Source organism: Microbacterium sp. LWS13-1.2 (assembly GCF_040144835.1).
Lineage (GTDB): Bacteria > Actinomycetota > Actinomycetes > Actinomycetales > Microbacteriaceae > Microbacterium.
The window spans coordinates 2,380,555-2,407,545 of sequence record NZ_CP151632.1; the positions used below are offsets into that span (position 1 = coordinate 2,380,555).

General features: G+C 71.3%; 28 protein-coding genes. 10 read left to right on the forward strand and 18 right to left on the reverse strand.

The window, feature by feature from the left end; all coding sequences use genetic code 11:
• Nucleotides 1-32: 32 nt before the first annotated feature.
• The gene (gene cofC / locus MRBLWS13_RS11195; protein ID WP_349425454.1) at nt 33-644 is read left to right on the forward strand and encodes a 2-phospho-L-lactate guanylyltransferase; all 612 of its coding nucleotides are present in this window, start codon (nt 33-35) and stop codon (nt 642-644) included.
• A 59-nt stretch (nt 645-703) separates the two neighbouring features.
• Complete coding sequence (locus MRBLWS13_RS11200) at nt 704-1,135, forward strand: cupin domain-containing protein (RefSeq protein ID WP_349425455.1); 432 nt, start codon at nt 704-706, stop codon at nt 1,133-1,135.
• Between the two features lie 227 nt (nt 1,136-1,362).
• Here MRBLWS13_RS11200 and MRBLWS13_RS11205 read toward each other — a convergent pair whose 3' ends face one another.
• From MRBLWS13_RS11205 to MRBLWS13_RS11235, 7 genes are all read right to left on the reverse strand, one after another.
• Nucleotides 1,363-2,106: a sulfite exporter TauE/SafE family protein gene (locus MRBLWS13_RS11205; protein ID WP_349425456.1), complete on the reverse strand. Its 744-nt coding sequence runs from the start codon at nt 2,104-2,106 to the stop codon at nt 1,363-1,365.
• Between the two features lies 1 nt (nt 2,107).
• Complete coding sequence (gene cofD, locus MRBLWS13_RS11210; protein WP_349425457.1) at nt 2,108-3,106, reverse strand: 2-phospho-L-lactate transferase; 999 nt, start codon at nt 3,104-3,106, stop codon at nt 2,108-2,110.
• A 6-nt stretch (nt 3,107-3,112) separates the two neighbouring features.
• On the reverse strand, nt 3,113-3,958 hold the full coding sequence (locus tag MRBLWS13_RS11215; RefSeq protein ID WP_349425458.1) for a uroporphyrinogen-III synthase: 846 nt from the start codon (nt 3,956-3,958) through the stop codon (nt 3,113-3,115).
• 184 nt (nt 3,959-4,142) lie between these two features.
• Entirely contained in the window at nt 4,143-4,427 is a 285-nt protein-coding gene (locus tag MRBLWS13_RS11220) for a hypothetical protein (RefSeq protein WP_349425459.1), read from the reverse strand.
• Nucleotides 4,417-4,818 carry a phage holin family protein gene (locus MRBLWS13_RS11225; protein WP_349425460.1) on the reverse strand — a complete coding sequence of 134 codons (402 nt, stop codon included), beginning with the start codon at nt 4,816-4,818 and terminating at the stop codon, nt 4,417-4,419. Before MRBLWS13_RS11225 ends, MRBLWS13_RS11220 begins: the two co-directional genes overlap by 11 nt.
• Nucleotides 4,819-4,822: 4 nt before the next feature.
• Nucleotides 4,823-5,212, reverse strand: coding sequence for a hypothetical protein (locus MRBLWS13_RS11230; protein WP_349425461.1), 390 nt, complete (start codon nt 5,210-5,212; stop codon nt 4,823-4,825).
• Between the two features lie 100 nt (nt 5,213-5,312).
• A complete protein-coding gene (locus tag MRBLWS13_RS11235) occupies nt 5,313-6,890 on the reverse strand; it encodes an FAD-dependent oxidoreductase (RefSeq protein ID WP_349425462.1) in 1,578 nt (525 codons plus the stop codon).
• 61 nt (nt 6,891-6,951) lie between these two features.
• Here MRBLWS13_RS11235 and MRBLWS13_RS11240 point away from each other — a divergent pair, with 61 nt between their 5' ends.
• Both MRBLWS13_RS11240 and MRBLWS13_RS11245 read left to right on the forward strand, forming a co-directional pair.
• Nucleotides 6,952-7,533, forward strand: a complete 582-nt coding sequence (locus MRBLWS13_RS11240) for an HhH-GPD-type base excision DNA repair protein (RefSeq protein ID WP_349425463.1) — start codon at nt 6,952-6,954, stop codon at nt 7,531-7,533.
• A complete protein-coding gene (locus MRBLWS13_RS11245; RefSeq protein ID WP_349425464.1) occupies nt 7,533-7,955 on the forward strand; it encodes a DUF1801 domain-containing protein in 423 nt (140 codons plus the stop codon). The genes MRBLWS13_RS11240 and MRBLWS13_RS11245 overlap by 1 nt, the downstream gene beginning before the upstream one ends.
• Before the next feature lie 27 nt (nt 7,956-7,982).
• Here MRBLWS13_RS11245 and MRBLWS13_RS11250 read toward each other — a convergent pair whose 3' ends face one another.
• From MRBLWS13_RS11250 to menC, 8 genes are all read right to left on the reverse strand, one after another.
• Nucleotides 7,983-8,108, reverse strand: a complete 126-nt coding sequence (locus tag MRBLWS13_RS11250) for a hypothetical protein (RefSeq protein WP_349425465.1) — start codon at nt 8,106-8,108, stop codon at nt 7,983-7,985.
• 345 nt (nt 8,109-8,453) lie between these two features.
• Nucleotides 8,454-9,839 (reverse strand): glycine--tRNA ligase, encoded by a 1,386-nt coding sequence (locus MRBLWS13_RS11255; RefSeq protein WP_349429041.1) that lies wholly within the window; start codon nt 9,837-9,839, stop codon nt 8,454-8,456.
• Nucleotides 9,840-9,908: 69 nt separating this feature from the next.
• On the reverse strand, nt 9,909-10,949 hold the full coding sequence (locus tag MRBLWS13_RS11260; RefSeq protein ID WP_349425466.1) for a hypothetical protein: 1,041 nt from the start codon (nt 10,947-10,949) through the stop codon (nt 9,909-9,911).
• A 2-nt stretch (nt 10,950-10,951) separates the two neighbouring features.
• Entirely contained in the window at nt 10,952-12,826 is a 1,875-nt protein-coding gene (locus MRBLWS13_RS11265; protein ID WP_349425467.1) for a substrate-binding domain-containing protein, read from the reverse strand.
• Nucleotides 12,827-12,879: 53 nt separating this feature from the next.
• Entirely contained in the window at nt 12,880-14,241 is a 1,362-nt protein-coding gene (locus tag MRBLWS13_RS11270; protein ID WP_349425468.1) for an alpha-hydroxy-acid oxidizing protein, read from the reverse strand.
• An 82-nt stretch (nt 14,242-14,323) separates the two neighbouring features.
• Nucleotides 14,324-16,159, reverse strand: coding sequence for a glycoside hydrolase family 15 protein (locus tag MRBLWS13_RS11275; protein ID WP_349425469.1), 1,836 nt, complete (start codon nt 16,157-16,159; stop codon nt 14,324-14,326).
• Between the two features lie 228 nt (nt 16,160-16,387).
• Nucleotides 16,388-17,311, reverse strand: coding sequence for a hypothetical protein (locus tag MRBLWS13_RS11280; RefSeq protein WP_349425470.1), 924 nt, complete (start codon nt 17,309-17,311; stop codon nt 16,388-16,390).
• A gap of 5 nt (nt 17,312-17,316) precedes the next feature.
• Nucleotides 17,317-18,450, reverse strand: a complete 1,134-nt coding sequence (gene menC, locus MRBLWS13_RS11285) for an o-succinylbenzoate synthase (RefSeq protein ID WP_349425471.1) — start codon at nt 18,448-18,450, stop codon at nt 17,317-17,319.
• Nucleotides 18,451-18,595: 145 nt separating this feature from the next.
• Between menC and MRBLWS13_RS11290 the strand changes: the two genes are divergently transcribed.
• A complete protein-coding gene (locus tag MRBLWS13_RS11290) occupies nt 18,596-18,829 on the forward strand; it encodes a hypothetical protein (RefSeq protein ID WP_349425472.1) in 234 nt (77 codons plus the stop codon).
• 107 nt (nt 18,830-18,936) lie between these two features.
• Here the strand turns inward: MRBLWS13_RS11290 and MRBLWS13_RS11295 are convergent, their stop codons facing one another.
• Nucleotides 18,937-19,857, reverse strand: coding sequence for a cyclase family protein (locus MRBLWS13_RS11295; RefSeq protein ID WP_349425473.1), 921 nt, complete (start codon nt 19,855-19,857; stop codon nt 18,937-18,939).
• 154 nt (nt 19,858-20,011) lie between these two features.
• Here MRBLWS13_RS11295 and MRBLWS13_RS11300 point away from each other — a divergent pair, with 154 nt between their 5' ends.
• On the forward strand, nt 20,012-20,818 hold the full coding sequence (locus MRBLWS13_RS11300; protein WP_349425474.1) for an SDR family oxidoreductase: 807 nt from the start codon (nt 20,012-20,014) through the stop codon (nt 20,816-20,818).
• 2 nt (nt 20,819-20,820) lie between these two features.
• On the forward strand, nt 20,821-21,027 hold the full coding sequence (locus MRBLWS13_RS11305) for a hypothetical protein (protein WP_349425475.1): 207 nt from the start codon (nt 20,821-20,823) through the stop codon (nt 21,025-21,027).
• Between the two features lie 133 nt (nt 21,028-21,160).
• On the opposite strand, the gene MRBLWS13_RS11310 is transcribed toward MRBLWS13_RS11305, so the two are convergent.
• Nucleotides 21,161-21,877, reverse strand: a complete 717-nt coding sequence (locus MRBLWS13_RS11310; RefSeq protein ID WP_349425476.1) for a GNAT family N-acetyltransferase — start codon at nt 21,875-21,877, stop codon at nt 21,161-21,163.
• A gap of 127 nt (nt 21,878-22,004) precedes the next feature.
• Here MRBLWS13_RS11310 and MRBLWS13_RS11315 point away from each other — a divergent pair, with 127 nt between their 5' ends.
• On the forward strand, nt 22,005-23,408 hold the full coding sequence (locus MRBLWS13_RS11315) for an MFS transporter (protein WP_349429042.1): 1,404 nt from the start codon (nt 22,005-22,007) through the stop codon (nt 23,406-23,408).
• Here MRBLWS13_RS11315 and MRBLWS13_RS11320 read toward each other — a convergent pair.
• Complete coding sequence (locus tag MRBLWS13_RS11320) at nt 23,356-24,315, reverse strand: FAD-dependent oxidoreductase (protein ID WP_349425477.1); 960 nt, start codon at nt 24,313-24,315, stop codon at nt 23,356-23,358. The two genes, MRBLWS13_RS11315 and MRBLWS13_RS11320, sit on opposite strands and share 53 nt — an antisense overlap.
• A 284-nt stretch (nt 24,316-24,599) precedes the next feature.
• Between MRBLWS13_RS11320 and MRBLWS13_RS11325 the strand changes: the two genes are divergently transcribed.
• On the forward strand, nt 24,600-25,976 hold the full coding sequence (locus tag MRBLWS13_RS11325) for an oligopeptide:H+ symporter (protein WP_349429043.1): 1,377 nt from the start codon (nt 24,600-24,602) through the stop codon (nt 25,974-25,976).
• Entirely contained in the window at nt 25,976-26,980 is a 1,005-nt protein-coding gene (locus MRBLWS13_RS11330; RefSeq protein ID WP_349425478.1) for a hypothetical protein, read from the forward strand. The genes MRBLWS13_RS11325 and MRBLWS13_RS11330 overlap by 1 nt, the downstream gene beginning before the upstream one ends.
• Nucleotides 26,981-26,991 lie beyond the last annotated feature (11 nt).

Below are 26,991 nucleotides of genomic sequence, written 5' to 3' on the forward strand. Positions count from 1 at the left end.
CGCCTGAGCTGCGACCGGCTCGATGGGTCGTGGTGGTCCCGGTCAAGCCGTCGGCGCGCGCCAAGTCGCGCCTCGACGTCGAGGGAGTGGGCCGCGCCGACCTCGCCCGCGCGATCGCCCTCGACACGCTCACCGCGGCGAGCGTGTGCGAGCTCGTCGCTCAGGTCGTCGTCGTCACCGACGACGCGACGCTCGCACGCGAAGCGGCGATGATCCCGGCGCTGCGGTTCGTCCCCGAGGGCGAGGCGGGCGGGCTCGACGCCGCGGTGGCGGTGGGGGTGGCTGCGATCGATCCGGACGGACGGATGCCGCGCGCAGCCCTCCTCGGCGATCTTCCGGCTCTGCGACCCGACGATCTGGCCGAGGCGCTGCGGGCCGCGGCATCCGTCGACCGGGCCGTCGTGCCCGACGCGGAGGGCACGGGCTCGACGCTGGTGACCGCACGCGCCGGGGTCGCATGGGAGACGTCTTTCGGCGACGGCTCGTTCGCGCGGCACGTCGCGCTGGGGTGTGAGGCGCTCCCGATCGCGGATGCCTCCACCCTTCGTCGCGACGTCGACACCGCCGCGCAGTTGACCGCCGCGGCCGCGCTCGGCCTCGGCCCCCGCACGGCCGCACTGCTGGCTGCGCACGCCGACGCGTGACGCGTCTCGCCCGAGGATGAGGATGGGCCCGTCGGCCGGCACGGCGCTAGCCTGGCGTGATGAGCGACTACGAGGTGCTGGAGATCGGCGGGCTCGACGAGTGGCGGGCGCACTACGGCGGGTTCCGGCCCGACAGCTCCCGCGACGGGCGCCGAGTGGTCGACCACGAGCTGAATCTGCAGTACATCGGCATGACCGCGAACGCGTACGAGCCGGGTGAGGAAGCGGGCTACTGGCACGCGCACTCGCGCGTCGAGGAGGCCTACGTGTTCCTCGCCGGTCGCGGGCAGATGGCGCTCGACGACGACATCATCGACGTGGGCCCTGGCACCGTGGTGCGCGTGGGCCAGGGCGTGCTGCGCACGTGGCGCGCGCTGCCCGACAGCCCCGAGCAGCTGCGGTGGCTGTGCATCCGCGCCGGCGGCCGCGAACTGCCCCAACTGCCCGACGACAGCCAGCGCGCCCCCGACCGCGCCTCCCCCTGGACCTGACCCCGCGGCCCGGATCCCCGAACGCGTGAACCCTCAGGCGCTGGAGCCGCAACGCAGCGCGCAGGCCGAGCGCGGCATCCGTCTCCCCCGGTCCCGAGATCAGGTGATCTCACCAGGACAGGACGATCGCGCAGAGAATCTCCTGCGCACGTCATATCACCTGATGCGGTGACGTGACGGACACGCGCCGGAACGGATGCCGCGGCCCAGCCGCCCGCCCCGACCCGTCAGCCGAGGAGCAGGTACACCGCGCCGACGATGGTGAAGGCGATCACGAGCTTCTCGAACACGGACTGCGGCATGCGGTCGGCCAGCCAGCGGCCGAGGAACGCGGACGCGACGACGAGCGGCACGAGCACCAGGTCGATGAGAAGCCCGGGCACGGTGATGATCCCGATGCCGATCGAGAACGGCACCTTGAAGAGGTTGACGATGGCGAAGAACCACGCCGCCGTGCCGAGGAACGCCTTCACCTCGAAGCGCGCCGCGAGGAAGTACATCGACATCACGGGGCCGGCGGCGTTCGCGACCATCGTGGTGAACCCTCCGAGCGACCCGTAGGTCGCCGCGGCGATGCGGTGCGGTCCGGCGGTGTCGACCTGCGACATGAACCGCCGGCGCAGCAGCGTGATGGCGATCACCGCGAGGAGGATGACGCCGATCGACCGCTTGACCCAGAGGTCGTCGGCGAACCACAGGAACACCACGCCCAGCAGCACGCCGACGACGACGGCAGGGGCGAGCCGCAGGAGTGTCCGCCAGTCCGCGTGGCGGCGATACATGGTGACCGCGAACAGGTCGGCGACGATCAGCAGCAGCAGCAGCACGCCGGTCGACTGCTTCGCCGGAAGGACGGCCGCGAAGATCGCGACGGCGATTGTGCCGGCTCCGGGCACGGCGGTCTTCGACAGCCCGACGACGACGGCCCCGACGCCGAGCAGGGCCCACGCCCACCACGCCAGCTCGGGCACGTCAGAGAGCTCGATCGTCGGCCAGGCCGGCGGTCAGCGCCGCCTCGCCGAGCGCCGTCTGACGCGCATCGTCCGTCATCCACAGTGGACGGACGAGAGATCGGATGCCGAGCCGGGCGACCTCGTCGGCCGCAGCCTCGTCCTCCTCGGCGATGAGCCACGCGTCGAGCAGCCCGCCGTCCGCACGCGCACCGTACAGCCCCGCCACCGCGGCGGCGGAAGTCTCGACCCCGATCGCGGTGAGGCAGACGTCGGCCATGCCGCGCACGACCTTGCCGCCGATGATGGGCGAGACGCCGACGACCGGCGCCGCGGTCTCGCGGAGCGCCTGACGGATGCCGGGCACGGCGAGGATCGGGCCGATCGACACGACGGGGTTGGAGGGCGCGAGCAGCACCACATCGGCCGTCGCGATCGCTTCGGTCACGCCGGGTGCGGGAACGGCGTCGCCGACGCTGGGGTTCTCGAACCGCGCGGGCGCGAGGGTGGCGCGGTGGCGCGTCCACCACTCCTGGAAATGCAGGCGTGAGCCGTCCTGGAGGACGACGATGGTGTCGACCTCCGCGTCGGTCATCGGCAGCAGGCGTGCGCCGAGGTCCCAGCGGTGCGACATCCGCTCGAGCACCTGCGTGGGCGTGAGGCCGTCGCGCAGCCAGCCGGTGCGGGCGAGGTGCGTGCCGAGGTCGAGGTCGCCGAGAGTGAACCAGGGCCATCCCGCGCCCCACTCCTGCAGCTCGTGGTTGACGCGCTCGCTGTCGCCCTGACGACCCCAGCCGCGTTCGGCGTCGTTCACGCCGGCAAGCGCGTAGGTGATCGAGTCGACGTCGGGTTGGAGGCGGACGCCGGAGAGCCACAGGTCGTCACCTGTGTTGACGATCACGGTGAGCGCCGACGCGGTGTCGTCGAGGCCGCGCGCGCGCAGCGCAGCGCGGACGCCCAGCACGAACCGGGAGCCGCCCACGCCGCCCGCGAGCACGACGATGCGGGGCGTGCCGGCCATCTGGCGTCAGCCCCGGCCGTCCATGCCGAGCTGCGGGAGCACGCCGGTGCGGGGTGCGAACTCGTCGGCCGCGTGCGGCAGCGAGAACTTGGCGACCGCGTCGATGAGCGCGTCGACCGTCTGCGCGTCCGCGATGACGTCGACGTCGAGGCCGGCCCGGCGGGCGTCCTTGGCCGTGCGCGGTCCGATCGCGGCGATGAGGGTGGTGGCAGGGATGTGGGGGAACTGCTCGTGCACCTGCTCGGCCACCGAGCCGCTGGTCACGAGGATGGCGTTGATGCGTCCGGATCGGACGTCTTCCGCGATGCGCTCGGTCACCGGCACCCCGACGGTGCGGTAGGCGACGACGCTGCGGACACGGTGCCCGGCCTCGGTCAGCATGCGGGTGAGCACGGGCTTGGCGATCTCGCTGCGCAGCGTGAGGATGTCGCGGGCCTGCGGCTCGAGGCCGATGAGCTGCTCCGCCATGCCGGCCGCGGAGTTGTCGCGCTCAGGAACCAGGTCGACGCGGTAGCCGACGGCGAGGAGCGCTGCCGCGGTGGTCTCGCCCACAGCCGCGACCTTGGTGGTCGGCGGGACGACAGCCCGATACGCGTAGAGCACGTCGACGGTCGTAGCGCTCGTGACGGTGAGCCAGTCGAACCTGCCGGCTGCCAGATCGGCGAGCGCCTGCTCGAGCGTGGCCTGGTCATTCGTGGGCGCGAAATTGATGAGGGGGGCGATGACGGGGGTCGCTCCCTGACGACGGAGAGTGGCCGCAACACCGTCGCCCCAGGGGCCGCCCCGAGGGACGAGAACGCGCCAGCCGGTCAATGGTTTGAGGGACTGGTGCTGAGCTGCGGCGGTGTTCATAAGGGGGTCGACTCTCGATGGTGCTCAGTCGGCCGCTCACCACGTTCGAGCAGCCGATGCGCGATTCGAATCGGGTTCGCGCGATCGGCAGCATACGCACCGTTGCACTGCCTTGCCTCCCGAGCATACCCCTCATCCCGGAAGCAGTGCCCCTCACCTGTGGAGAGCGCGGGAAGCGGCGGGATCAGCGCGTGTACAGGCGGACGAAACCCCAGACGGCGGCGCCGATCGCAACGGCACCCACGATGACCGCTGCGGCGGCGAGCGCAGGGTTGCTGCGCTGGAAGGCGCGAGCCTGCTCGACACCGTCGTCCACGGCCCGGCCGACGCGCCGTGGCACGTTGGCCTTCTCTTCGATCGCGGCGAGCGCGGCCTTCAGCTCGGTGCGCGCCTGCACGACGGGATCGCCGATGCCGAGCGGGACGGCGGTGCGGGGCACGGGCACGGGCACGACGGCGTCAGAGCTCATCGCGCACCTCCTTCACATCCAGGGCGATCGACTGCACGGGGTTCTGACGCTCGCCGATCTTCTTGAAGCGGAGGATGCCGAGCCAGGCCAGCACCGCCGTGATGACGAGCATCGCGAAGAAGACGACGAGCGCCGAGAGCCATACCGGCCACCACGACGACAGCCCTGCGATCACGAAGGTGCCGAGGACGGGCACCGACCAGAAGAGCACGAACAGGGCGGCGAACACCCACAGCGCACCCCACCCGCCGTCCTTCGCGGTGCGGGAGAGCCACGCCTTGGCGGCGTCGATCTCCGCGATGACGAGGTTGCGGATCAGCTCCGGGATCTCGCCGATCAGCGTGAGCAGGCTGTCGTCCGCGCGGTCGCGGAAGCCACGCGGCGTGGTCATCACGTCAGGCCCCGCCGCGGCCGTTCTGCGACGCGTCGTCGATCGCATCCTCGACGGCGTCCTTCACCGCCTTCGCCGAGGTCTGGGCCGCCTTCTCCACGTCGTCGGCCGAGTCCTGGCCGACCTTGAGGGCGGCGTCGAGCTTCTGCCCGGGCGTGCCCTTCGCTCCGGCGGCCTGGGTGACCTTGACCGCCGACTCCCACAGCGTGGACGGCAGCGCCATCGCCTGCGACTTGGCGAAGTCCTTCACCTTGTCGACCTGCGCCTTCACGGGCTCGGCGTTCCACACCTTCAGCCACTGCGCCTTGATCTGCTCGTACCGCTCTCGGCCCGCCCGCGTACCGAGGACGTACCCGATCGCAAGTCCGACGACCAGTCCTGCCTTGCCCTTCATGAGGTCTCCTCACGCTTCGGTGTGCACCTGACGACCCTCCCAGGGTAGCCCTGTATGCCGATTCCGGCATCCACCCTTGACACCGGTCGTCACCGCGTGCTCATTCCGTTGCGGCTGCGCCCCACAGCACCCGGCGGCGCAGCCGGTCGGTCTCCTCGCGCGCGTCGGCGACCACCTGGGCCAGCCCGCTTCCCGAGAGCCACGCACCGACCGTCGCCAGGCCGTGCGCACGCTCGACCGCAGCGCGCACGCCGGCCGCGCGATCGCGGTGCCCGAGGGCCGAGGCGGGCGGGGCGAGGGTGAACGCGCCACGGTGCGCGCCGACGGTCCGGTCCGCGTCGAGAGCCACACCGAGGAGGGCGGATGCCTCTGCCGCGGCGAGAGCGGCCGCATCGGCGTCGTCCAGTCCCGCCGTGGCGGGCACGACTCCCGGTGCGCCGAAGGCGACGCGGAGGACGTGGCGGCCGGGCCCGACCTCACGGGCGAGCCACTCCCAGCGCGCGGTCTCCTGGACGAGCCCCGTCGCTCCGCGCGCCCCGGGCACGGCGTGCACGTGCGCGCCGCGCGGAGCCGCGTCGAGCTCGGGGGCGTCGACGACCAGCGTCACGACCTCCCGTGCGATGCCTGCCGGCGGCACGTCGGCGAACTCAGGGGCGCCGAGCGCAGGAGCCACGAGGGCGCGCGCGGCGGCTTCGCCGGTCGCGATGACGACGGCGTCGGCCGGGAGGTCTCCCGGGAGTGCCTGGTCCGGCTCGGCGGACGTCGCGGCCGAGCTCGTCGGCGCCGCGGCCGTCTGCGCTGCGAGGCCGACCGTCCAGGTCTCGCCGCTGCGCACGAGGCTCGACGCCCGCGCGTTCGTGTGCAGCACGACCCCGCGCTCCGCCAGCCGTTCCGCCAGAGCGGCCACGAGCTGCGGCATCCCGCCGTCCAGCCCTTCGATCGCGGCACCCGAGGCACCCACGCGGACGTCGGCGACGGCGCCGCCCAGCCAGCCGGTGCGGGTGAGCGCGTTGCTCAGTCCAGGCGCCGCGATCTCGACGTCGACGTCGTCGGGGTCGAGGCCGAAGCGGTCCACGGTGAGCGGTGCGACGAGACGTTCGCGCACCTTGGCGCCCATGCGGCTCTGCACGAGGCGGCCGAGGCTGCGCTGGGCGCCGATCGTCAGCGGCGGACGCAGGCGGTCGAGGTAGGCGCGCCACGTGCCGTCCCAGCCGATCAAGCGGCGCACGTCCTCGTCCCACGGATTCGCCGGGATGCCGAGCACCTGCTCCGTCGGCAGTGGCGCGGCACCGCCCTTCACGAGGCCGGCGATCCACTCGCGCTCGTCGCGCGGCGTCACGATGGCGGCCCCCGGCAGCACCTCGTCGACCAGCCGTCGCACGGCGCCGCCGCGAGTGGACCAGCAGGTGACGCCGGTCTCGAGTTCGTGGTCCCCGATACGGGCCGAGTCGATCGTGCCGCCGAGGCGATCGGATGCCTCCACGAGCGTGACGCCCATGCCGACCTTGGCGCACTCCCAGGCGGCGACCAGCCCGGCGATGCCGCCGCCGATCACCACCACGCGCGTGTGGCGGGCATGGTCGACGAGGTCCTGGAGCGGTTCGGCGGCCGGGCCCACCCGCCCGGCGGCTCGAGGTGACGCGCCGGCGGCGTCGGGAGAGGGCGTGGGGACGGTCACGGCATCCATCCTCCCATTCGCGCCCTGCCGCGCCGGGGGCCGCGGGTGCGAGACTGGGGCCATGACGCTCCACATCACGGGCGACCACGACGCCGATCGCCTGCTGACCGACGACCCGCTCGCCCTGCTCATCGGCATGCTGCTCGATCAACAGGTCGCGATGGAGACCGCGTTCGCCGGTCCGCTGAAGATCTCGGAACGAGCGGGAACCCTGGATGCCGCAGCGCTGGCGAGCTTCGATCCGGAGGCGTTCGCCGCACTGTTCTCGGCAACGCCCGCCGTGCACCGGTTCCCGGGATCGATGGCCGCACGGGTGCAGGCGCTGTGCGCGGCCGTCGGCCAGGACTGGGGCGGCGACGCCTCGGCGATCTGGACGCGCGGCGAGCCGGACGGCGCCACGGTCCTCAAGCGGCTCAGGGCCCTGCCGGGATTCGGGGAGCAGAAGGCGAAGATCTTCCTCGCGCTGCTGGGCAAGCAGTACGGGTACACCGGCGACGGATGGCGAGAGGCGTCCGCGCCCTACGGCGAGAACGGGTCGTTCCGCAGCGTCGCCGACATCGTCTCGCCGGAGTCGCTGACGAAGGTGCGCGAGCACAAGCGCGCCATGAAAGCAGCCGCCAAGTCGGGTGGCGGGGGCGTGTGATGAAGAAGACCGGTGGTGACGTCGACGAGTTCCTCGCGGCCGTGAGCTCTCCCAAGCGGCGCCGGGATGCCGCGACGATGGTCGCTCTCATGCGCGATGTCACCGGGCGCGAGCCCGAGCTGTGGGGCACGATCATCGGCTTCGGGTCGTGCCACTACCACTACCCGACCGGCACGGAAGGCGACGCCCCCATCAGTGCGTTCGCCCCGCGCCGCCAAGCGACGACGGTCTACCTGCTCGACGCCGGGGCGCACGGCGAGCGGCTGGCGAGACTGGGCCCCCACGAGATCGGAGTCGGCTGCCTGTACCTCAAGGACCTCCAGTCGATCGACGCCGAGGTGCTGCGAGAGATCGTGGCCGAGGACTACCGGCGTGTGATCGTCGGAGACACCGGCTCCGCGACGCTCACCGTCACCGACTGACGGGCCCGACGCGCTGTCACGGCGCTGTCAGGCGCTCTGCCGGCGCGCGAAGCCGGCGTTGTTGACGAGGGTCTGGACGCGGATGCCGCGCTCGTCGAGTGCCGCCAGGAGGGCGGCGGCGGCATCCGTCCGCGAGAGGTCGAGCGGGATCACCGTCGCCGTGATGCCGTGCGCCGCCTCGAGCCGCGATCCTCCGCACGATGTACTCGGCCAAGCACCACCCGGCGGTGTCGCCCGAGCTCGTCGACGTGAGCCACGTCGCGATGCCCGCGCTGGTCGCCCCTCTTCCGCGCCGCACAGAACGCCGGCGAGCTGCCGCCCCGCCCGCCCGAGGAGGCCGCGGTCGGCGACGACATCAGGTGATCTCACGAGCGCAGGACGATCCGCTCAGAATCGGCCTGCGCTCACCACATCACCTGTTCCGGCCACACCCGCCCAGGCGCCGGAGACGACGGATGCCGCGACCCGGCCAGGTCGCGGCATCCGATGCACTGCGGGTCAGGCGCCGGCGAGGCGCTCCGCGAGGTAGGCGTGCAGGCCCTCGAGCGGCACACGCTCCTGGCCCATCGTGTCGCGGTCGCGCACCGTGACGGCGCGGTCGTCGAGCGAGTCGAAGTCGACGGTCACGCAGAACGGCGTGCCGATCTCGTCCTGGCGACGGTACCGGCGGCCGATGGCGCCGGCGTCGTCGAAGTCGATGTTCCACTCGCCGCGGAGCACCTCCGCCACCTCGCGGGCGATGGGCGAGAGCTGCTCGTTGCGCGACAGCGGCAGCACCGCGGCCTTGACGGGCGCGATGCGCGGGTCGAGCTTGAGCACCGTGCGGGTGTCGGTGCCGCCCTTCGCGTTCGGCGCCTCCTCCTCGTGGTACGCGTCGACGAGGAACGCCATCATGGCGCGCGTCAGACCGAACGAGGGCTCGATCACGTAGGGGATGTACTTCTCGCCCGACGCCTGGTCGAAGTACGACAGGCTCTGGCCCGATGCCTCGCTGTGGCTGCCGAGGTCGTAGTCGGTGCGGTTGGCGATGCCCATGAGCTCGCCCCACTCCTTGCCGGCGAACCCGAAGCGGTACTCGACGTCGATCGTGCCGTCGGAGTAGTGCGCGCGGTCCTCTTCGGGCACATCGAACCGGCGCATGTTGGCCGGGTCGATGCCGAGGTCGACGAACCAGTCCCAGCACGCCTCGACCCAGTGATCGAACCACTCCTGCGCATCGGCGGGCGGCACGAAGAACTCGATCTCCATCTGCTCGAATTCGCGCGTGCGGAAGATGAAGTTGCCCGGTGTGATCTCGTTGCGGAACGCCTTGCCCACCTGGCCGATCCCGAACGGCGGCTTCTTGCGGCTCGCGGTGAGCACGTTCGCGAAGTTCACGAAGATGCCCTGCGCCGTCTCGGGACGCAGGTAGTACAGGCCGCTCTCGTCGTCGACGACGCCGAGGTAGGTCTTCACGAGGCCCGAGAACGCCTTGGGCTCGGTGTACTGGCCCTTGGTGCCGCAGTTCGGGCACGGCACGTCGGCGAGGCCGTTCTCAGCCTTGCGGCCCTTGCGGGCCTCGAAGTCCTCGATGAGGTTGTCGGCGCGGAACCGCTTGTGGCACTGCAGGCACTCGACCAGCGGGTCGGTGAAGGTCGCGACGTGACCGGATGCCTCCCACACGCGCTTGGGCAGGATGATCGACGAGTCGAGGCCGACCATGTCGCCGCGGCCGCGCACGAACGTCTGCCACCACTGGCGGCGGATGTTCTCCTTGAGCTCGGTTCCGAGGGGACCGTAATCCCACGCCGACCGGGATCCGCCGTAGATCTCACCCGCCTGGAACACGAACCCGCGATGACGGGCGAGGGCGATGACTTTGTCGAGGCGAGACTGCTCGGCCACGGTGGCTCCAATGGTCGGGAGGGGGATGCACGAAGGTGCGGATGCCACGAATCGCGGCATCCGTCGATTCTAGTCGCCGTGCGGCAGGGGGCCGGTCTCGCCGTCCGCCCGCTCGAACGCGCGATCCCAGTCCTGCAGCTCCTTGCGCCGGCCCATCAGCCCGTCGAGCGAGACCTGGAAGTGCAGGCCGCGGCGGGCGTTGACCTGCTTGATGTTCTCGACCAGCTCGGTCGAGAACGACGAGAGCGCGGTGCGGACTTCGCGGACGCGCTCGGCCGGGTCGTCCCACAGGTCGGGGTGGATGAGGATGTCGAGCAGGTAGTCGCGGTCGAGCGCCCCGGTCAGCTTGCGCAGGGTCTCGCCGTACTCCACCGCCGCGATGGGGCGCTGGCCCTCTTCGCCCTTGCGATCCAGGCGTTCGAACAGCTCCGTCGTGTTCTGGGCGATGAGTCCGACCTGCGCGGCGACCTCGCCCGCCTGTGCGACGCCGGCCGCGCCGGCGCGCGCGTACTCGGCGGTCAGCGCCTGCAGTGTCTGCACGTGGGTTCGCACCGGCTCGGGGAGCGCGTGACGGCCGACGGCAGGTCGGTTTCGACGGCGGGACCGGGAACGGACGATGCCGAAGACCGCGCCGCCAGCGGCGACGAGCACCGCCAGGCCGATGGCGATGCCGACGAACGGCCCGGCGTCGGTCGAGCTCGCGGGCGATTCCGGCGTCGCCGCGATCACGCCCTGGATCGTCTCGGTGAGCGCAGCGTCGACGTCATCCGCCTGCCCCTCCGCCTGATTGGCGATCCGCATGGCCTCGCCCTGCTCGAGCACGCGCGAGCCGGCCGACAGGTCGTCGCCTACCGCCACGATGATCGTCTGGCACTCGGGATGCGCCGCGGCGAGCTGCGCCACGATCTCCGGACCGGATGCCTCGATCCCGGCGTTGTCGGAGAACACCGCGACGCCGATCGACTCATCGCCGATCTGCGCCTCCAGCTGGCCTTCCAGCGCCGCCGCGTCCGGCACTTCGGACGAGACGTAGACGCCGTCCTCTCCGATGCCCTGGACGGCATCGTCCACGTACCCCTGCCCGTCGGTCGCCACGATCATCCGGGTCACGCCTAGAAGTTGTTGATCACGGATGCGAACACGAGGTCGATCTTCGCGGCATCCGACGCGTCGAACCACTGCCCGCCGGTCGCCTCGGCGATGCGCTGCAGCGCGGCCGTGTCGGCGCCCTCGCCGTACGCGATCGGGAAGATCCGCACGGGCGCCTCGTCGCCGCCTTCGCGCGCGGACGCCCCGATCCGGGCGACGAGGGAGTCGAGCGAGATCGACGAGTCGGTGTCCTGGCCGTCCGACAGCAAGACGATCGCATTGATGCGGCCGGGCTCGGCGCGCGCGATCATCTCGTCGTAGGCCGCGGCGATGGCGTCGTAGAGCGGGGTGCCGTCGCGATGCGCGAACCGCAGGTCGTCGAGCGAGGCATCCACCGATTCGCGGTCCGACGCGAGCGGCTCGACATCGCGGAGCATGACGATGTTCTGGCCCGCCTCGGACTCCACGCCCGTCGTGAATGCCCACACCCCGACCTCGTCGGAGGAGCGGAAGTGCCCGAGAGTGGACTGCGCGCCCTCGATGGCCCCATCGAGCTTCGAGCGGCCGTCGCCGATCGCCTCGTCCATCGAGCCCGAGATGTCGATGACCTCGAGCACCGACGACGGCTTGCGGATCTGGGTCCACTGATCGATCGCCGCCGACACCACGTCGACCGCAGGCTTCGGGAGCGTCACCGCGGGGCCGGCCGGGTCGACGCCGTACTCGGTCGTGAAGAGCTCGCCGAGGGGTGCTGCGCCATCCAGCGGGCGGAAGCCGTAGTCGGGCAGGATCTCCTGCGCGGCGTCGGTCTGCAGGAAGGCTGCGAAGGCGGCGCCCCCGGTGGCCTGCACGTCGGTCACCCAGTCGGCGCCGAGCACCGTGATCGGGTTGTCGGACCACATCGAGCCGCCCGAGGGATACACCGCGACGAGCTTCTCCTTCGGCGGCGTCAGCGTCTCGCCCGGCTGCACCGTGTGCGAGTCGGGGTTGCCCTGGTTGTAGTTCAAGAGCGAGGTCTCTTCGAGCGCCACGGCCGACACGTAGCCCGAGCCGCCGGCACCGTTCTCGGTCTCGTCGTACAGCCGCGTCAGCACCTTGCCGGTGGTGTCGCCATAGTGGATGACGCACTCCTCGAACACCCGCGAGAACTCGGCAGCGGCGGCCACGTCGGCGGCGGTCAGGTCGGAGGTCTTGCCGGACGCCTCGTAGGACTGCATCAGGATCGCGGAGAGCCCGGTGGTGGAGGTGTTCGGGTTGGTCTTCGAGATCTTGAACGAGCCCCAGAGCGGCTTGCCGACGCTGGCCCAGCCCTGCGGGTCCTGGCAGAGCGCCTCGAAGTCGGCGATGCCGATCTCGGTGCCGGGCCAGCCGAGGGCCTTGGCCATGGTCTCTGGCACCCCGAACACGACGGGCGTGTGGGTGAACGACTCGGGCTCGCCGACGAGGGACGGAGATGCCGCCGCCGCGACCCGGTCGGTCCAGACCGTCGATGCGGGCGACCACATCGTGGGCCAGCGCCGGGTGTCGTCGTCGGGCCAGTCGCCGCCTGCCGTGAGGAAGCGCGTCGCGTCGCCCGAGGAGACGTTGATGGGCCGCACCGTCGCGCACTCGTCGAGCTGCTCGTGCTGCGGCGACTCCTTGAACGCGTCGGCCAGCGCGTCGAGCATGTTGACCTTCTCGGACGAGGTGGCGACGACCACGCTCGTGCAGCCGTCGTCGGCGAAGTCGCCGTCGCCGAGTTCGCCGCCGTCGGGAGTCGGGCCGAAGCAGCCGGTGAGCATCACGGCCACCGCGATCAGCGCCGCTCCGATCCCCGTCGCGCGGGCGGCACGACGGCCGCTCGCGGTCGGCGTCGACGGAGCGGAAGGGGCGGACGGTCGCGGAAGGCGAGGGACCATGGGTACAGCGTAAGTCCCCGGGCCGACGCGGTGCACGACGGAGCGTACGGGCTCTAGATCGCGCGCAGCGCCTCGCGCCCGACCTCGGCGATCGAGGTGTGCCCCGACAGCCCGAGCGTGATGTCGAACTCGGCCAGCACGTTGCGCGTCGCCTCGCGCACCCCCGCCTCGCCGGCGATCCCGAGGCCGTACGCGTACGGCCGGCCGAGCGCGACGGCGGTCGCACCCAGCGCAAGCGCGATGAACACGTCGGAGCCCTGTCGCACGCCGGAGTCGAAGATGATCGGCGCGCGGCCCGCCACCCGCTCGGCGATGGTCGGCAGCACGTCGAGCGTCGGTACGGACTGGTCGATCTGCCGACCGCCGTGATTCGAGATCCAGATGCCGTCCATGCCCGCGTCGAGGGCGCGGATCGCGTCGTCGGGGTGCACGACGCCCTTGAGGATGACGGGCAGCGACGTCCACTGCCGTACCTTCGCGAGGTCGTCCCACGTGAGCGCGGGCGTCGAGAACACGTCGAGGAAGGTCTCGACCGCGGCGCGCGGCAGCGGTGAGCGCAGGTTCTCGCGGACGCTCTTCGAGCCCGTCAGCGCCGCGCCCTTGCGGGCGATGCGCACGCCGGCGGCGACCGCCTGGGGCGTCAGCCGCACCGGCGGCGCGGGCTCGGCCGCGGCATACGCTCCCCCGGCGGACGACGCCGCCGACGCGCGCGACCGCTCCCGCACCAACTGCTGGAAGACGGGGTCGCTCGTGTACTGCGCGATGCCCATGGCGCGCGTGAACGGCAGGTAGGCGAGGTCGAGATCCCGGGTGCGCCAGCCCAGCAGGTGGGTGTCGAGCGTCACCACGATCGCTTCGCAGCCGGATGCCTCGGCCCGCCGCAGCAGCGAGGCGTTCAGCTCGTCGGAGGCCGACCAGTAGAGCTGGAACAGGTGCGATCCGCTCGGCGCGGCATCCCGCACCGCCTCCATGGGGACGGATGCTTGGTTCGAGAGCGTGTACGGAACGCCGAGGGATGCCGCGGCCCGCGCGATCGCGAGGTCGGCGTCGGGGTGCGCCATCTCCATCACGCCGAGCGGGGCGAGCAAGAGCGGCGTCGGACGGTGCACGCCGAGGAAGTCGATCGACAGGTCACGCGACGACACATCGCGCAGCGGTCTCGGCCACACCTGCCATCGGCCGAACGCGGCGCGGTTGGCGGCGACGGTGCGCTCGGCGCCCGCTCCCCCGGCGATGTACGCGAAGGCCTCGGCGCTGAGCGCCTTGCGTGCGGCCGTCTCGAGCCTCGCGACGTCGACGGGGACGCGCGGGCGGGTGCCGCTGATGCCGGCACGATAGATGTCGGACTGGGTCCGGCGCGAGATGCCGCGGGATGCCGCGGCGGGGTCTTCGGGAGCGGCGCCACTGTGAGCCATGGCGCCAGCCTAACCACGGTCCTCCGCGGGCTCCGGAGATGCACGAAGGTGCGGATGCCACGTATCGCGGCATCCGTCGGTGCTAGTGATCGAGCAGCCGGTCCAGGTTCACGGCCGCGTTGATGAGCGACAGGTGACTGAACGCCTGGGGGAAGTTGCCGAGCTGCTCACCGGTCAGCCCGATCTCCTCGGCGTAGAGCCCCAGGTGGTTGGCATACGTGAGCATCTTCTCGAACGTCAGGCGTGCTTCCTCGGTGCGTCCCGTGCGCGTGAGCGCGTCGACGTACCAGAACGAGCAGAGCGTGAAGGTGCCCTCCGAGCCGCGCAGCCCGTCGGGCGACGCGGCCGGGTTGTAGCGGTACACGAGGCTGTCCGACACGAGCTCCGCCTCCATCGCCTCGAGCGTCGAGAGCCACTTCGGGTCGCGCGGTGAGACGACGCCCATGACCGGCATGATGAGGTTCGCGGAGTCCAGCACGTCGCTCCCCTCGTGCTGCACGAAGGCGCCGCGTTCGGCATCCCACGACGTGGCCATGAGCTTCCGGTAGACCTCATCGCGCTGGCCGCGCCATCGCACGATGTCGGCGGGTCGGCCGCCGGATTCGGCGAGACGGATGCCTCGGTCCAGCGCCACCCAGCACATGAAGCGCCCGAAGGTGAACTTCTTCCGTCCCCCGCGGGTCTCCCAGACCCCCTCCTCGGGCCGATCCCAGTTGTCGCAGACCCAGTCGAGCATGCGGCTGACGTCGGCCCATTCCCCGTCGCTGAGCTGGAAGCCGTGCTCGGCGGCGAGCCGGATGGAGTCCATCGCCTCGCCGTAGATGTCGAGCTGCAGCTGGTCGGCCGCACCGTTGCCGATGCGCACCGGCGACGAGTCGCGGTAGCCGCGCCATTCCGGCAATGTCGTCTCTGCGAGATCGGACGATCCGTCGACACGGTACATGATCTTGAGCGGGCCGGACTCGTCGCCCGCGCTCTCCTGCACCCGGTCGGTGAGCCACTGCACGAAGGCCTCCGCCTCGTCGCGATAGCCCAGGCCGAGCAGTGCCTGCACCGAGAACGATGCGTCGCGGATCCAGGTGTAGCGGTAGTCCCAGTTGCGCTCGCCCCCGACCTGCTCGGGCAGGCCCGCCGTGGGAGCGGCGACCAGAGCACCCGAGGGTGCGTAGGTGAGGAGCTTCAGCGTGATGGCCGATCGGTGCACCATCTCGCGCCAGCGGCCCCGGTACGTCGAGCGCCCCACCCAGTCCCGCCAGAAGCGCTGGGTCTCGAGGTACATCCGCTCGAGCTCATCGATCGAGACGCGACGCGGCGCAGCGCCGCCCGTCTCGATGAGCACGCCGGTGCGCTCGCCGGCGTGCAGCGTGCCGTGGACGCGCAGGCCGCCTTCGATCAGTTCGATCGTGCCCGCCTGCTGCTCGCCGCGGCGGATGATCTCGCCGACGCGGTGCACAGTGAGCGCCTGATCCCCGCCCCGGAACAGCACACCGTCGCCGAGCGCCGGTTCGACGCCGGTGTGGGCGACGGTCCCGTACGTGAACGCCGGCCTGATCTCGCCGACGAATGTCATGGAACCCCGGACGACGCGGATGAGACGGGCGATGCGGTGCCGGTCGGTCGGTTCGTCGCCCGCGATCGGCATGAAGTCGAGGACCTCGCCGACGCCCTCCTGAGTCATGAACCGAGTGAGCAGGATGGCCGTGTCAGGAAGATACAGCTGCCGCGTCACGTAGTCGTCGGTCTCGGGGCGCACGCGGCAGAAGCCGCCGCGCTGCGCGTCCAGGAGCGACCCGAACACGCTCGGCGAGTCGAACCGCGGCGCGCAGAACCAGTCGATCGACCCCTCGGTGTCGACGAGCGCGGCGGTCTGCAGGTCGCCGATCAGCCCGTGGTCCGAGATGTCGGGATACTCGCTCATCGGTCCGCCCCCTGCTCGTGCCCGCCGTCCGCCGTCGGTGGCGCCGGCACGATGTCGAGCACGTGCGCGGACATGGCGCCAGCCTAGTGGCGCGCGTCCAGCCGGCAGCGGAGCGAGTGCCAGCGAGACGAAGCGGCACCTCCAGGCGCGTTTCGTCTCGGTCGCTGGCGCTCCCTCGCTCAACGACCGGGGGCTCGCCGCCACCCACACAGCCACCGAAGCGTGCGCTCAGCTGGCGAAGCCGCACCAACCGGCGACCCAGGTGAGGATCCGGCCGCGCAGCTCGTCGCCCACGAAGAGCTCGAACTCGCCGGGCTCCCCCTGGAGCTCGATCCGGACGTCGAAGATGGTGCCGCGCTTGTCCTCCTGCACCGCGTGGGGGTCGCAGCGGAACGGAACGAGCGGGATCTCCACCACCACGGGCTCCGCCTCCGCCGCCGACACGTCGATGTCGAGGGGGAACACCTCGTCCTCGGCGGGTGTGGCGGCGAAGTCCAGCAGGTTCGTGCGCTCCAGCCCGACGACGGTGCCCGCACCGGTGCCGGTGGGAGTCACCGTCAGCTCGAGGGTCGCAGGCTCCCCGGGAGCCGACGGCCGGAAGCCGGTGAACGCCAGCGTCGCGGCATCCGCCATCCGCTCCTGCAGGCATTCGCGGGCGTGCAGCGGCGCGAGGAAGCCCAGCGCATCCGGAGCGGATGCCGTCACCTCGACCGACCCGGACTCGCCCACGAGCTCGAGCACCGCGTCGGAATCGCCGTCATCCGACGTCGAACAGGCCACCGGCGGCAGCTGCACGCGGATGTCGACGGAGCCTCCCGCCGGGATCGTGCTCACCCGGTCGGGGACGACACGCGTCGCCGGGCCATCGAGTCGCGGATCTTCGACGCTCACCTCCCCCACCGTGATGGCGGCGTCGGACCCGTTCCCCACCCGCAGCTGGGCCTGCCTCGGGGCGACGTCCGCCCGCAGCTGAGCGAGCTCGACGGTCACCGCGGCCGGCAGTGTGCGGATGGGCGCCGCGGTGGTCGCGACGGTCGGCGAGGGCGCGCAGCCGACGAACCCCAGCGCGACGGCGATCGCCGCAGCCGCCGCGATCCCGGCCTGCACCGACAGCGACCCATGGCGGGAACGGTGGGCAGGCGACGTCCGCACGAGACCTACCGCGTCAGCGTCTCGCGCGCGACGGTGACGTCGTCGAGCGCCACCTGGTCGATCTCGACGCCGAGGCCGTGACCCGTCGGCACGCGCACATGGCCGTCCTCGAGCACCGCCGGCTCGGTCACGATGTCGCGCGTGTAGAACCGGCTCGACGCCGAGACGTCCCCGGGCAGAGTGAAGCCCGGCAAGGCGGCGAGCGCGGCGTTCGCCGCGCGGCCGATGCCGGTCTCGAGCATGCCGCCGCACCACACCGGCACGCCCGCGGCGAGGCATCGGTCGTGGATCCGCACGGCTTCCAGGTATCCGCCGACGCGCCCGGCCTTGATGTTGACGACGGATGCCGAGCCCAGCGCGAGCGCGTCGGCAGCCGCCTTGTCCGAGACGATGGACTCGTCCAGGCAGACCGGGGTGCGCAGCCGCCGGGCGAGCGTGGCATGGTCGACGAGGTCGTCCTCCTGCAGCGGCTGCTCGATCAGCAGCAGGTCGAAGCGGTCGAGCTCGGCCAAGATGTCGGCATCCGCCAGGGTGTAGGCCGAGTTCGCGTCCACCTGCAGCGGGATCGTGCCGAAGGCGTCGCGCACCGCGGCCGTGTCGCCGACGTCGCGGCCGGGCTTGATCTTGATCTTGATCCGGACGTACCCCTCGTCGAGGTAGCCGCGCACGGTGTCGACGAGGGCCGCGGGGTCGCGCTGGATGCCGACGGACACTCCGCTGGGAACGCGGTCGCGCACAGCGCCGACGTACTCGCCGAAGCTGCGCCCCTCGGATCGCAGCGCGGCGTCGAGCACCGCGAGCTCGAGCCCGGCCTTTGCCATGCGGTGACCCTTGAACGGCTCGAGCGCACCCGCGACCTCCTCCGGCGCCACACTCCCCCGATCCAGCAGCGCGGGCGCGAGGAAGCGCAGCGCGACATCCCACGCGCCCTGCGTGTACTCGCTGGAGTACAGCGGGTCGGCCTGCGTGACGATCTCGCCCCACCCGTCACCGTCGCCGGTCAGCGCACGGACCAGGATGACCTCTCGCACGGTCTCGGTGCCGAACGACGTCGTGAACGGGGCGACGAGCGGCAGGTGCAGCACCCGCAGCTCGAATCCTTCGAGGGCGACGGATGCCGCCGGCGGGGCGATGGGCATGCGCTCAGCGTACGCCCGGCCGCCGACGGATGCGGGTCAGTGGGCGAGGCGCGTGGTAGTTATCTCGCGACGTACCGCGACGTACCGCGACGTACGTCGACCGTGCACGCCGCGGGCGGCGGCTGCGCGGTTCTGCGGGGGCGGCGTGCTGTGGTGGGTTCCGCATAAAGTCGCCCACGGCGACGATCAGGGTCTCGATGTGCTCGCGCATGATCTCTCCTCGTTCGAAGAAGAAGAGATGGCGAGGGTGCCGCTGATACAACGCGTGCCTGGTCGCGGCTACAAGGTCGTCGACGACCGGCGCCGCTCCCACGCCGTCGACAACCCCTCCCTCGAACGCGTCCATGACCTCACGGTAGGCGCAGGTTCCGACATCTGAATCGGTGGCAGCCCCCCGGCGGACTCCATGTTCGGTAGGGACTGTCCCGCGGCGATCCCGGGCTGCGGTGGGGGGACGGACGCCGTCGCTGCCTCTGCCGCGCCGCGTCAGGCGGGGATCTCGGCGAAGGCGCGCACGGGGAACGTGCCGAAGCCCTCGACGGCGGGCGGCGCCGCCGTGAAACGCGCGCCGCGCGGTGGCAGCTCGCCGAGGTTCGTGAGGTGCTCGACGACATGCACGCCCGCATCGAGCAGCAGGCTGTGCGCTGGCCGCTCGCCCCCCGACTCGGTGTCGTCGATGTTGAGCGAGTCGATGCCCACCAGCACCGCACCGGCATCGATGAGCAACCGCGCGGCCTCGCCCGTCAGGAACGGCGCACCGACGCCGTACTCCGGTCGGCCGAACGAGCGGTCCCATCCGGTGTGCAGCAGCACGGCGGCACCGCGCACGTCGCGATCGGCGAGCGTGGCCGAACGGATGCCGCGCCGCGAGCCGTCCCACGCGTCCTCGAGGTGGAAGACCTCCGCGCGGAGGCCGACCAGCGACGCCAGGTCGAGGCCCGCCAGGTCGCTGCCGTCGGCGTACCGATGGAACGGCGAGTCGAGGTAGGTGCCGGTGTTGCCGATCATGTGGATGACGTCCATCGCGAACTCGGTGCCCGGCGCGTAGCGGGCGCGCGAGTCCTCGCGGGTGAGGTGCGGCGTGATGGTCGGCGCGGGCAGCCCGGGGTAGGTCACCAGCCCGGCGCGGATCGGGTGGCTGAGGTCGACGACGCGGCGGGCAGAGGCCGCAGCATCCACCGCCTGCTCCACGCCGCGGCTGCCGCGATGCGGCTCCTCGACGACGCGCAGTCCGCGCAGCGACACCTCGTCCACGAGCGCGAGCCCGAGATGCACGACCAGCAGGCGTGCGATCTCATCCTCCGTGGCGTCGGCGGTCGGCAGGTCGAGCCGGAACCCCGTGCCGGCGAGGCCCCCACCGTTGGCGAAGCTGATGTCGAAGTCGAAGTGCGCGCGGTACTCGGGCATGCGGATCAGCTTAGGGTTGCGGCATCCGGCGGCCGCCGGCCGGAACCGCCATCGTCCGTCGGATTTCGGCCGAACCGGTACGCGCGTCTAGCGGGGCCGCACGGAGCACGCAACCCCGTGCCCCGAGCGGATCCCACCTCGTAGCGTCGGGCACATGGACACCTTCGACTTCGCGCCGCGGCACGCGATCGTGACCGCCTCGGACTCGGGCATCGGGCAGGCGACCGCACTGGCACTCGCGGATGCCGGACTGGACGTCGGCATCACGTGGCACAGCGACGAGGAGGGCGCCGAGCGCACGGCCGACCGCGTGCGCGAACGCGGGCGCCGGGCCGAGGTGACGCGGTTCGACGCGACCGCCCTCGACGATGTCGCCAGCACGATCGACGGCCTCGTCGAGCGCCTCGGTGGGCTCGACGTGTTCGTCAACAACGCCGGCGGCGGCTCGGGCGGTCCGTTCCTGGACCTCTCGATCGAGGACTGGCGTCAGATCGTCGCCCTCAACCTCGACGGCGCCTTCGCCGGCCTTCAAGCTGCCGCTCGCCACCTGGTACGCGCCGGTCGCGGCGGGCGCCTGGTGGCGATCACGAGCGTGCACGAGACGCAGCCGCGGGTCGGATCGGCGGCGTACGTCGCCGCCAAGCACGGCCTCGGCGGCCTCATCGAGACGATGGCCCAGGAGCTCGGAGAGCACGCGATCACCGTCAACGCGGTGGCTCCGGGGGAGATCGCGACGCCGCTCACGAACCAGGATCCCGAGGACGCCGAGCGCACCCGTCGCCCCGGCATCCCGCTGGGTCGGCCGGGAAGGCCCGAGGAGATCGCGGCGGTGGTGGCGTTCCTCGCCTCGCCGCAGGCGAGCTACGTGACCGGGGCGAGCTGGACCGTCGACGGCGGGATGCTGCAGATGGGCCCGCAGGCCGGCTCGCATCTGAAGAGCGACGAGTGGCGGAGAGGATGACCATGAACGACCACGACGAGACCGGCTCCACCGGCATGACCGACGACGAGAAGCGGCGTGACCAGCTCACGTCCGCGCCGGATGCCGTCGAGTCCGACGCCGACCCGCGGATCGACGTGACGCACCACGACGGCATCACGCGGATCCACATCCGCGACGACGCCGACGTGCGACCGGGAGACCCCACGAAGGAACCCCCCGGTCGTTGAGCGAGCGACGCGAGACGAAACGTCTTCGGCGTGCTCGAGGCGTTTCGTCTCGCTCGCTGGCGCTCGCTCGCTCAACGACCGGGAATCGAGGTCCACGCTCGCTCAACGACCGGGAATCGAGGTCCACGCTCGCTCAACGACCGGGGACGAGCAGGTAGCCGCGCGCGTCGTCGAAACCGCCGATCACGAGGCCGTCGGCGAGGTGACCGACGAGCTGATCTCGCACGTGCGATCGCCAGACCGCGGCATCCACCGGTGTCTCGCGGCGCAGGGTCTCGATGTCGTGAGGGATCTCGACCGACGCGACCACCTGCTCGTCGTCGGGGGTGGGCACCGGCGGCGCGGCCAGCGCCCACGACACCATGATGCGGTCGGTCGCGTCGCCGCGGTTGACCCCGTCGTCCATGGGTCCGTAGTGGTTCACGAGGTACTCGGTGACCCTCGTGCCGAGCACCCGCAGGTTGAAGTGGGCGTTGCGGGCGACCAGCGGGTCGAACGTCCACGTGATGTGACCCACGTCGCGCGCGAGCGCCCACTCGCGCTGGTGCTGCTTGAGCACCCGGCCGAGACCCTGCGACTGGTGGCCGGGCAGGACGCCGGTGATGTGGCTGTGCATCGAGCGCGCCGCCGGAGCCGCGAAGAACGCGACGGACGCCCCCACCATGTGATCGCCGTCGTACAGGCCGACGGCGTAATTGCCGGAGTGCGCGAGGGCGCGCAGCAGGTTCGGCGGCATGCCCCCGCGGTCGCCGCCCCACACCTCGGCGAGCACGTCGGAGGCGCGGTGGACCTCCTCGACGGTGTCGAGCGGACGGATGTCGATGCCGGGCGGCGTCGCGGTCTCGGCCATGTGCCCAGTCTGCACCCGCGGAGCCGCGTGCCGTCAGCGCGCACCCGCGGAGCCCGCGTCCCTGCAGCGCCGATAGCCTGAAGTGATGGGCACGGGTGACGAGGACGCGAGAAGAAGACTCACCCGGATGCCGCGTCAGGGCGCCATCGTCGCCGTGCTGGCGGTCGCGGGCCTGTGCTCGTCGTTCATGTTCACCCTCATGGTGCCCATCCAGTCGAAGCTGCCGGAGCTGCTGAACTCCAGCCGCGAGGACACCGCGTGGGTCGTCACCTCGACGCTGCTCGCCGCGGCCGTGATCACCCCGATCTCGGGGCGCCTCGGCGACATGTACGGCAAGCGCCGCATCGTGCTCGTGCTCGTCGCGGTGATGGTCGCGGGCTCCGTCGTCGCGGCGCTGTCGCCGGGCATCGTCGGGATCATCGTGGGGCGCACACTCCAGGGCGCCATCGTCGGCGTCGTGCCGCTCGGCATCTCGATCATGCGCGACGTGCTGCACGAGGACCGCGTCGACTCCGCGATCGCCTTCATGAGCGCAACGCTCGGCGTCGGCGGCGCGCTCGGCCTGCCGATCAGCGCGCTGATCACCGAACGCAGTGACTGGCATCTGCTGTTCTGGATGGCCGCAGGTCTCGGCGTCGTCGTGTTCGCCCTCGTCCTCTGGATCGTGCCGGTGAGCGTCCTGCGCACCGCCGGCCGGTTCGACTATGTCGGCGCCGCCGGACTCGCCGTCGGGCTCATCGGCATCCTGCTGGCGATCTCGCGCGGCAACGAATGGGGCTGGGGATCATCGGCGGTGCTGGTGTGCGGACTCGGCGGTCTGGTCGTGCTGCTGCTGTGGGGATGGTTCGAGCTGCGCATCGACGAGCCGCTGCTCGACCTGCGGGTCGCCGCCCGGCCCGCCGTGCTGCTCACGAACATCGCCTCGGTGGCGATGGGGTTCTCGCTCTTCGCCTCGAACGTCGTGTACCCGCAGATGCTCGAGCTGCCGGTCGCGACCGGCGCCGGGTTCGGGCTGTCACTGCTGGTCGCGAGCCTGATCGTCATGCCTTCGGGGATCGTCATGATGCTGCTCTCGCCGATCGCCGGTCGCATCGCGTTCCGCACCGGTCCCAAGCTCCTGCTGCTGCTCGGCGCGCTCTCACTGATCGCCGCGTACGGGTTCACGCTGCTGTTCTCCTCCGAGGTGTGGCACATCCTCGTCGCGAACATCCTCATCGGCGCCGGCATCGGCTTCGGGTATGCCTCGATGCCGATGCTCATCATGCGCTCCGTGCCGCAGAGCGAGACCGGCGCGTCGAACGGTCTCAATGCGCTGTTCCGGTCGCTCGGCACCAGCACCGCGGCCGCGGTGATCGGCGCGGTTCTCGCCACATACACCGTCGACTTCGAGGGAGTACCGGTCCCGACGACGACCGGCTTCACGCTGTCGCTGATCCTCGGCGGGGCCGCCGCCATCGTCGCCCTCGTGGTGGCATTGTTCATCCCGCGTCATCACGCGCCCGAGGAGCGGCATCCGTCCCTCCGCGAGTGAGCCGGCCCGGCGTCACCCTCGCAGCAGGGCGAGACGCGACGAGTCCGGGACCAGACGCTCGGCGACGGCGACGGCCGACAGGATCGCGCTCTCGTGGGAATCGGCATCCGCGGTGTAGAGCCCGGCGAGCGAGACGCCGTGTCGCCCCTGGAGCGGCCGCAGCCGCCGCTGCGCGTCGAAGTACGCCGTGTCGATCAGGCCGTGCCGGTAGGTCGCGGTGGCGTAAAGGGGCTGCGGCAGCTCGGCGTCGTAGATCGGGCGGCCGCAGTCCCCGCGGGAGATTGGCGCCCAGGTAGTACAGCGCGTTGTAGGCGGCGAAGCTGCGGAAGTCGGCGAGGTCGACGCACCAGAACGCGAGCAGCAGCGGGAACAGGAAATCGTCGACGAACGACCTCGGCAGATGCTTCCGCTCGACGTACTCCGCGATCGTCAGCGTGGTGTCGTGCCGAGCGAGGAACGCGGGGATGCCGGACAGGAACGCACGGAACCGCAGGAGGGGCGTGATCGCGCGCGGAGTGAGCGAACTCCACACGGGTCGACCTCGCCGGAAGGGCGGCATCACGACCGGCCGGGTGCCGTCGGCGCGAGAGACGGTGAGGGTCGCCGGGTACGTGGCGCGGGGCACATCGAGGGCGTCGTGCAGGCGGTTGAAAGTGGCATACGCGGCGCTGTGGGCGAAGAACTGGAACCCGGCATCGACGCTGAGCGGCCGGCCCCCGACGTCGATGTCGACGGTGTGCGCGTGACCGCCGAGCCGATCGTCCTTCTCGAAGAGCGTGACGTCGTGATCCTGCTCCAGCAGCCACGCGGTCGCGAGACCGGCTGCACCCCCGCCGATGATGCCTCTGAGCCTGCGCTCAGACGAAGGGGGTCGCGGGTCGGGGGCTTTCGGCCGTGCGTGCGCCATCGCTAGCCTGACGGTCAAACCGGGGGCGACGGGAGCAGACGATGAGCGGGCGGGATCAGGGCTTTCAGGGTGACGAGCCGGCGCGGGGCGAGCGCAAGCCCGACCAGGTTCCGGTCGGCCCACCCGACGGCGCGACCGCCGCGGCCGATGCGACGAGGACCGGCACGGTGGCTGCCGCGAGCGGGACCGACGCCGCCGGCACCACAGGCACAGAGGACGGCGCAGACCACGACACGAGGTTCTTCGGTCAGCCGTGGTCGCTCGCGCACATCTTCGGCGTGGAGATGTGGGAGCGGTTCAGCTTCTACGGCATGCAGGGCATCCTGCTCATCTACATGTACTACTCCGTCGCGGAGGGCGGGCTCGGCATCCCCGAGGCGACGGCCACCGGCATCGTCGGCGCGTACGGCGGCACCGTCTACCTGTCGACGATCCTCGGCGCGTGGGTCGCCGACCGCCTGCTGGGCTCGGAGCGCGTGCTGTTCTTCAGCGCGTGGGTCATCATGGCCGGTCACATCGCCCTCGCCGTGCTTCCGAACGTGTGGGGCCTCGGCGTCGGGCTGGTCCTGGTCGCGATCGGCTCGGGCGGACTCAAGGCCAACGCCACCGCCGTGGTCGGGACGCTGTACTCCCCCAAGGACCCGCGACGCGACGCCGGCTTCTCGCTGTTCTACCTCGGCATAAATCTCGGCGCGTTCCTGGGGCCCATCGTCACGGGGTTCCTGCAGAGCAACGTGGGCTTCCACTGGGGCTTCGCGGCCGCCGCGGTCGGCATGGCGATCGGCCTCATCCAGTACTCGTTCGGGCGCAAGCAGCTACCGGCCTCGTCGCGCGTCGTCGCGAATCCGCTCCCCGCGAACCGCCGGGGCATGGCGGTCGGCATCGGCATCGCCGGTCTGCTGGTCCTCGTCGTGCTCGTGCTCACCGGCGTCATCCGCGCCGACAACCTCGCGGGCGTCGTGATCCTCGTCACGCTCGCAGCGGCGATCGCGTACTTCTGCGTCATCATCGCGTCGCGCCACATCAGCGGCGACGAGCGGTCGCGCGTGATCGGGTTCATCCCGCTGTTCATCGTCAACGTGGGGTTCTGGTCGCTGTACCAGCAGCAGTTCACCGTCCTGACGATCTATTCCGACCAGCGTCTCAATCGCTCGATCTTCGGCTGGGAGATGCCCGTGTCGTGGGTGAACTCCATCAACCCGATCTTCGTGATCATCCTGTCCGGGGTGTTCGCCGCGATCTGGACGAAGCTGGGGAACAGGGCACCGTCGGCGCCGGTGAAGTTCTCGCTCGGCGCGATGATCATGGGTATCGCGTTCCTGCTGTTCCTCCCGTGGGCGAACGGCGCCCCCAACTCCACGCCGCTGCTGGCCATCGTGCTGATCCTGCTCGTGTTCACGATCGCGGAGCTGTTCATCTCTCCCCCGGGCCTGTCGGTGACGACCAAGCTCGCCCCCGAGCGTTTCCACACGCAGATGGTGGCGCTGTACTTCCTATCGGTCGCTCTCGGCACCGCGATCGCCGGCTGGCTCGCGCAGTTCTACGACCCGACGAACGAGGTGCCGTACTTCACGATCCTCGGCGTCATCGCGATCCTCCTGGGCCTCGCACTGCTCGCCTCGGTGCGGCCCGTGCTGAAGCTGATGCGCGGCGTGCGCTGATGCCAGGCGTGCCGCGGCTGCGCACGCGCTTCAACGACCCGATCCTCGCGCGACGCGGCAACACGTACGAGCTGACCCCGTTCGCCGTGCATCTCGCCGAACACACGACCGCCGCGCTCGAGGCCGCGCGTCGCGTGTTCGAGAGCCAGGCGACGTGGTCGCCCGAGGAGTCCACGCGCGAGTTCTCGATGTACGGCTCGGACTACGGCTTCGTGACCGTCGGCAGCGTGGTGTCGAGGCTCGGGGTGAAGCACACCCCCGGCGTGCGCTTCCGCTTCATGCTGCACAACCCCGCGATCGTCGACGACGCGGCGGGGCGCCTGCGGTCGGTCGACCGTATCATCAGCCCCCACGGCCCGCTCTCCGATCCGCCGTACGCCGGCCTGTCGTACGACGACTGGGCCGCGATCGTGGCCGACTCCCACGAAGCGGTGGGCGACGTGCTGACCGGGAAGCGGCTCGGCCGGCGTCAGCCGTGGGTGCGGCGTCAATCGCTGTGGTCGCGTCGCCGCGGGGTGCGGCATCAGCCGCGGGCTGCGGCGAGCCTCCGCCCGGCGAGGACCACGCCGAGCACCCCGATTCCCGCGGCGACGACCATGGCCGCTGCCGAGACCGCGGTCGTGACGGTGGGCGACGCCTCGCCGCCGGCGACTCCGCCGAGCCACGGCCCAGAAGACGCCACGGGCCGCCGCCGACGCGATGCGCGTCGCGAAGGCGAAGGGGTACGAGGGGGCGAGGGCCGTCACGATGGTCGCCAGCGCGAACACGCCGAGCGCGACGCCGACGACCAGGCGCCGGTCGACCCGCGAGAACGCCTTCGCGAGCGGGATGCTCGTGATGATCACGGTCAGCGCCCAGACCGAGATGAGCAGGCCGATCTGCATCGGCGGGACGCCGAGATCCGCCGACATCTCGGGCATGAGCCCGGCCGGCAGCGACTCGGCGGTGACGGTGACGAGCACGCCGAAGCTCAGGATGAGCCGGGCGCGCAGGCTAAACTTTGACATCAATGTCA

Bases quoted from the DNA above. Each gene is read 5' to 3' on its own strand.
- MRBLWS13_RS11200 (WP_349425455.1), top strand. From the start codon at position 704: ATGAGCGACTACGAGGTGCTGGAGATCGGCGGGCTCGACGAGTGGCGG.
- cofD (WP_349425457.1), bottom strand. From the start codon at position 3,106: ATGGCCGGCACGCCCCGCATCGTCGTGCTCGCGGGCGGCGTGGGCGGC.
- MRBLWS13_RS11215 (WP_349425458.1), bottom strand. From the start codon at position 3,958: ATGAACACCGCCGCAGCTCAGCACCAGTCCCTCAAACCATTGACCGGC.
- MRBLWS13_RS11220 (WP_349425459.1), bottom strand. From the start codon at position 4,427: ATGAGCTCTGACGCCGTCGTGCCCGTGCCCGTGCCCCGCACCGCCGTC.
- MRBLWS13_RS11225 (WP_349425460.1), bottom strand. From the start codon at position 4,818: ATGACCACGCCGCGTGGCTTCCGCGACCGCGCGGACGACAGCCTGCTC.
- MRBLWS13_RS11230 (WP_349425461.1), bottom strand. From the start codon at position 5,212: ATGAAGGGCAAGGCAGGACTGGTCGTCGGACTTGCGATCGGGTACGTC.
- MRBLWS13_RS11240 (WP_349425463.1), top strand. From the start codon at position 6,952: ATGACGCTCCACATCACGGGCGACCACGACGCCGATCGCCTGCTGACC.
- MRBLWS13_RS11245 (WP_349425464.1), top strand. From the start codon at position 7,533: ATGAAGAAGACCGGTGGTGACGTCGACGAGTTCCTCGCGGCCGTGAGC.
- MRBLWS13_RS11265 (WP_349425467.1), bottom strand. From the start codon at position 12,826: ATGGTCCCTCGCCTTCCGCGACCGTCCGCCCCTTCCGCTCCGTCGACG.
- MRBLWS13_RS11270 (WP_349425468.1), bottom strand. From the start codon at position 14,241: ATGGCTCACAGTGGCGCCGCTCCCGAAGACCCCGCCGCGGCATCCCGC.
- MRBLWS13_RS11275 (WP_349425469.1), bottom strand. From the start codon at position 16,159: ATGAGCGAGTATCCCGACATCTCGGACCACGGGCTGATCGGCGACCTG.
- menC (WP_349425471.1), bottom strand. From the start codon at position 18,450: ATGCCCATCGCCCCGCCGGCGGCATCCGTCGCCCTCGAAGGATTCGAG.
- MRBLWS13_RS11295 (WP_349425473.1), bottom strand. From the start codon at position 19,857: ATGCCCGAGTACCGCGCGCACTTCGACTTCGACATCAGCTTCGCCAAC.
- MRBLWS13_RS11300 (WP_349425474.1), top strand. From the start codon at position 20,012: ATGGACACCTTCGACTTCGCGCCGCGGCACGCGATCGTGACCGCCTCG.
- MRBLWS13_RS11305 (WP_349425475.1), top strand. From the start codon at position 20,821: ATGAACGACCACGACGAGACCGGCTCCACCGGCATGACCGACGACGAG.
- MRBLWS13_RS11310 (WP_349425476.1), bottom strand. From the start codon at position 21,877: ATGGCCGAGACCGCGACGCCGCCCGGCATCGACATCCGTCCGCTCGAC.
- MRBLWS13_RS11315 (WP_349429042.1), top strand. From the start codon at position 22,005: ATGCCGCGTCAGGGCGCCATCGTCGCCGTGCTGGCGGTCGCGGGCCTG.
- MRBLWS13_RS11320 (WP_349425477.1), bottom strand. From the start codon at position 24,315: ATGGCGCACGCACGGCCGAAAGCCCCCGACCCGCGACCCCCTTCGTCT.
- MRBLWS13_RS11325 (WP_349429043.1), top strand. From the start codon at position 24,600: ATGTGGGAGCGGTTCAGCTTCTACGGCATGCAGGGCATCCTGCTCATC.
- MRBLWS13_RS11330 (WP_349425478.1), top strand. From the start codon at position 25,976: ATGCCAGGCGTGCCGCGGCTGCGCACGCGCTTCAACGACCCGATCCTC.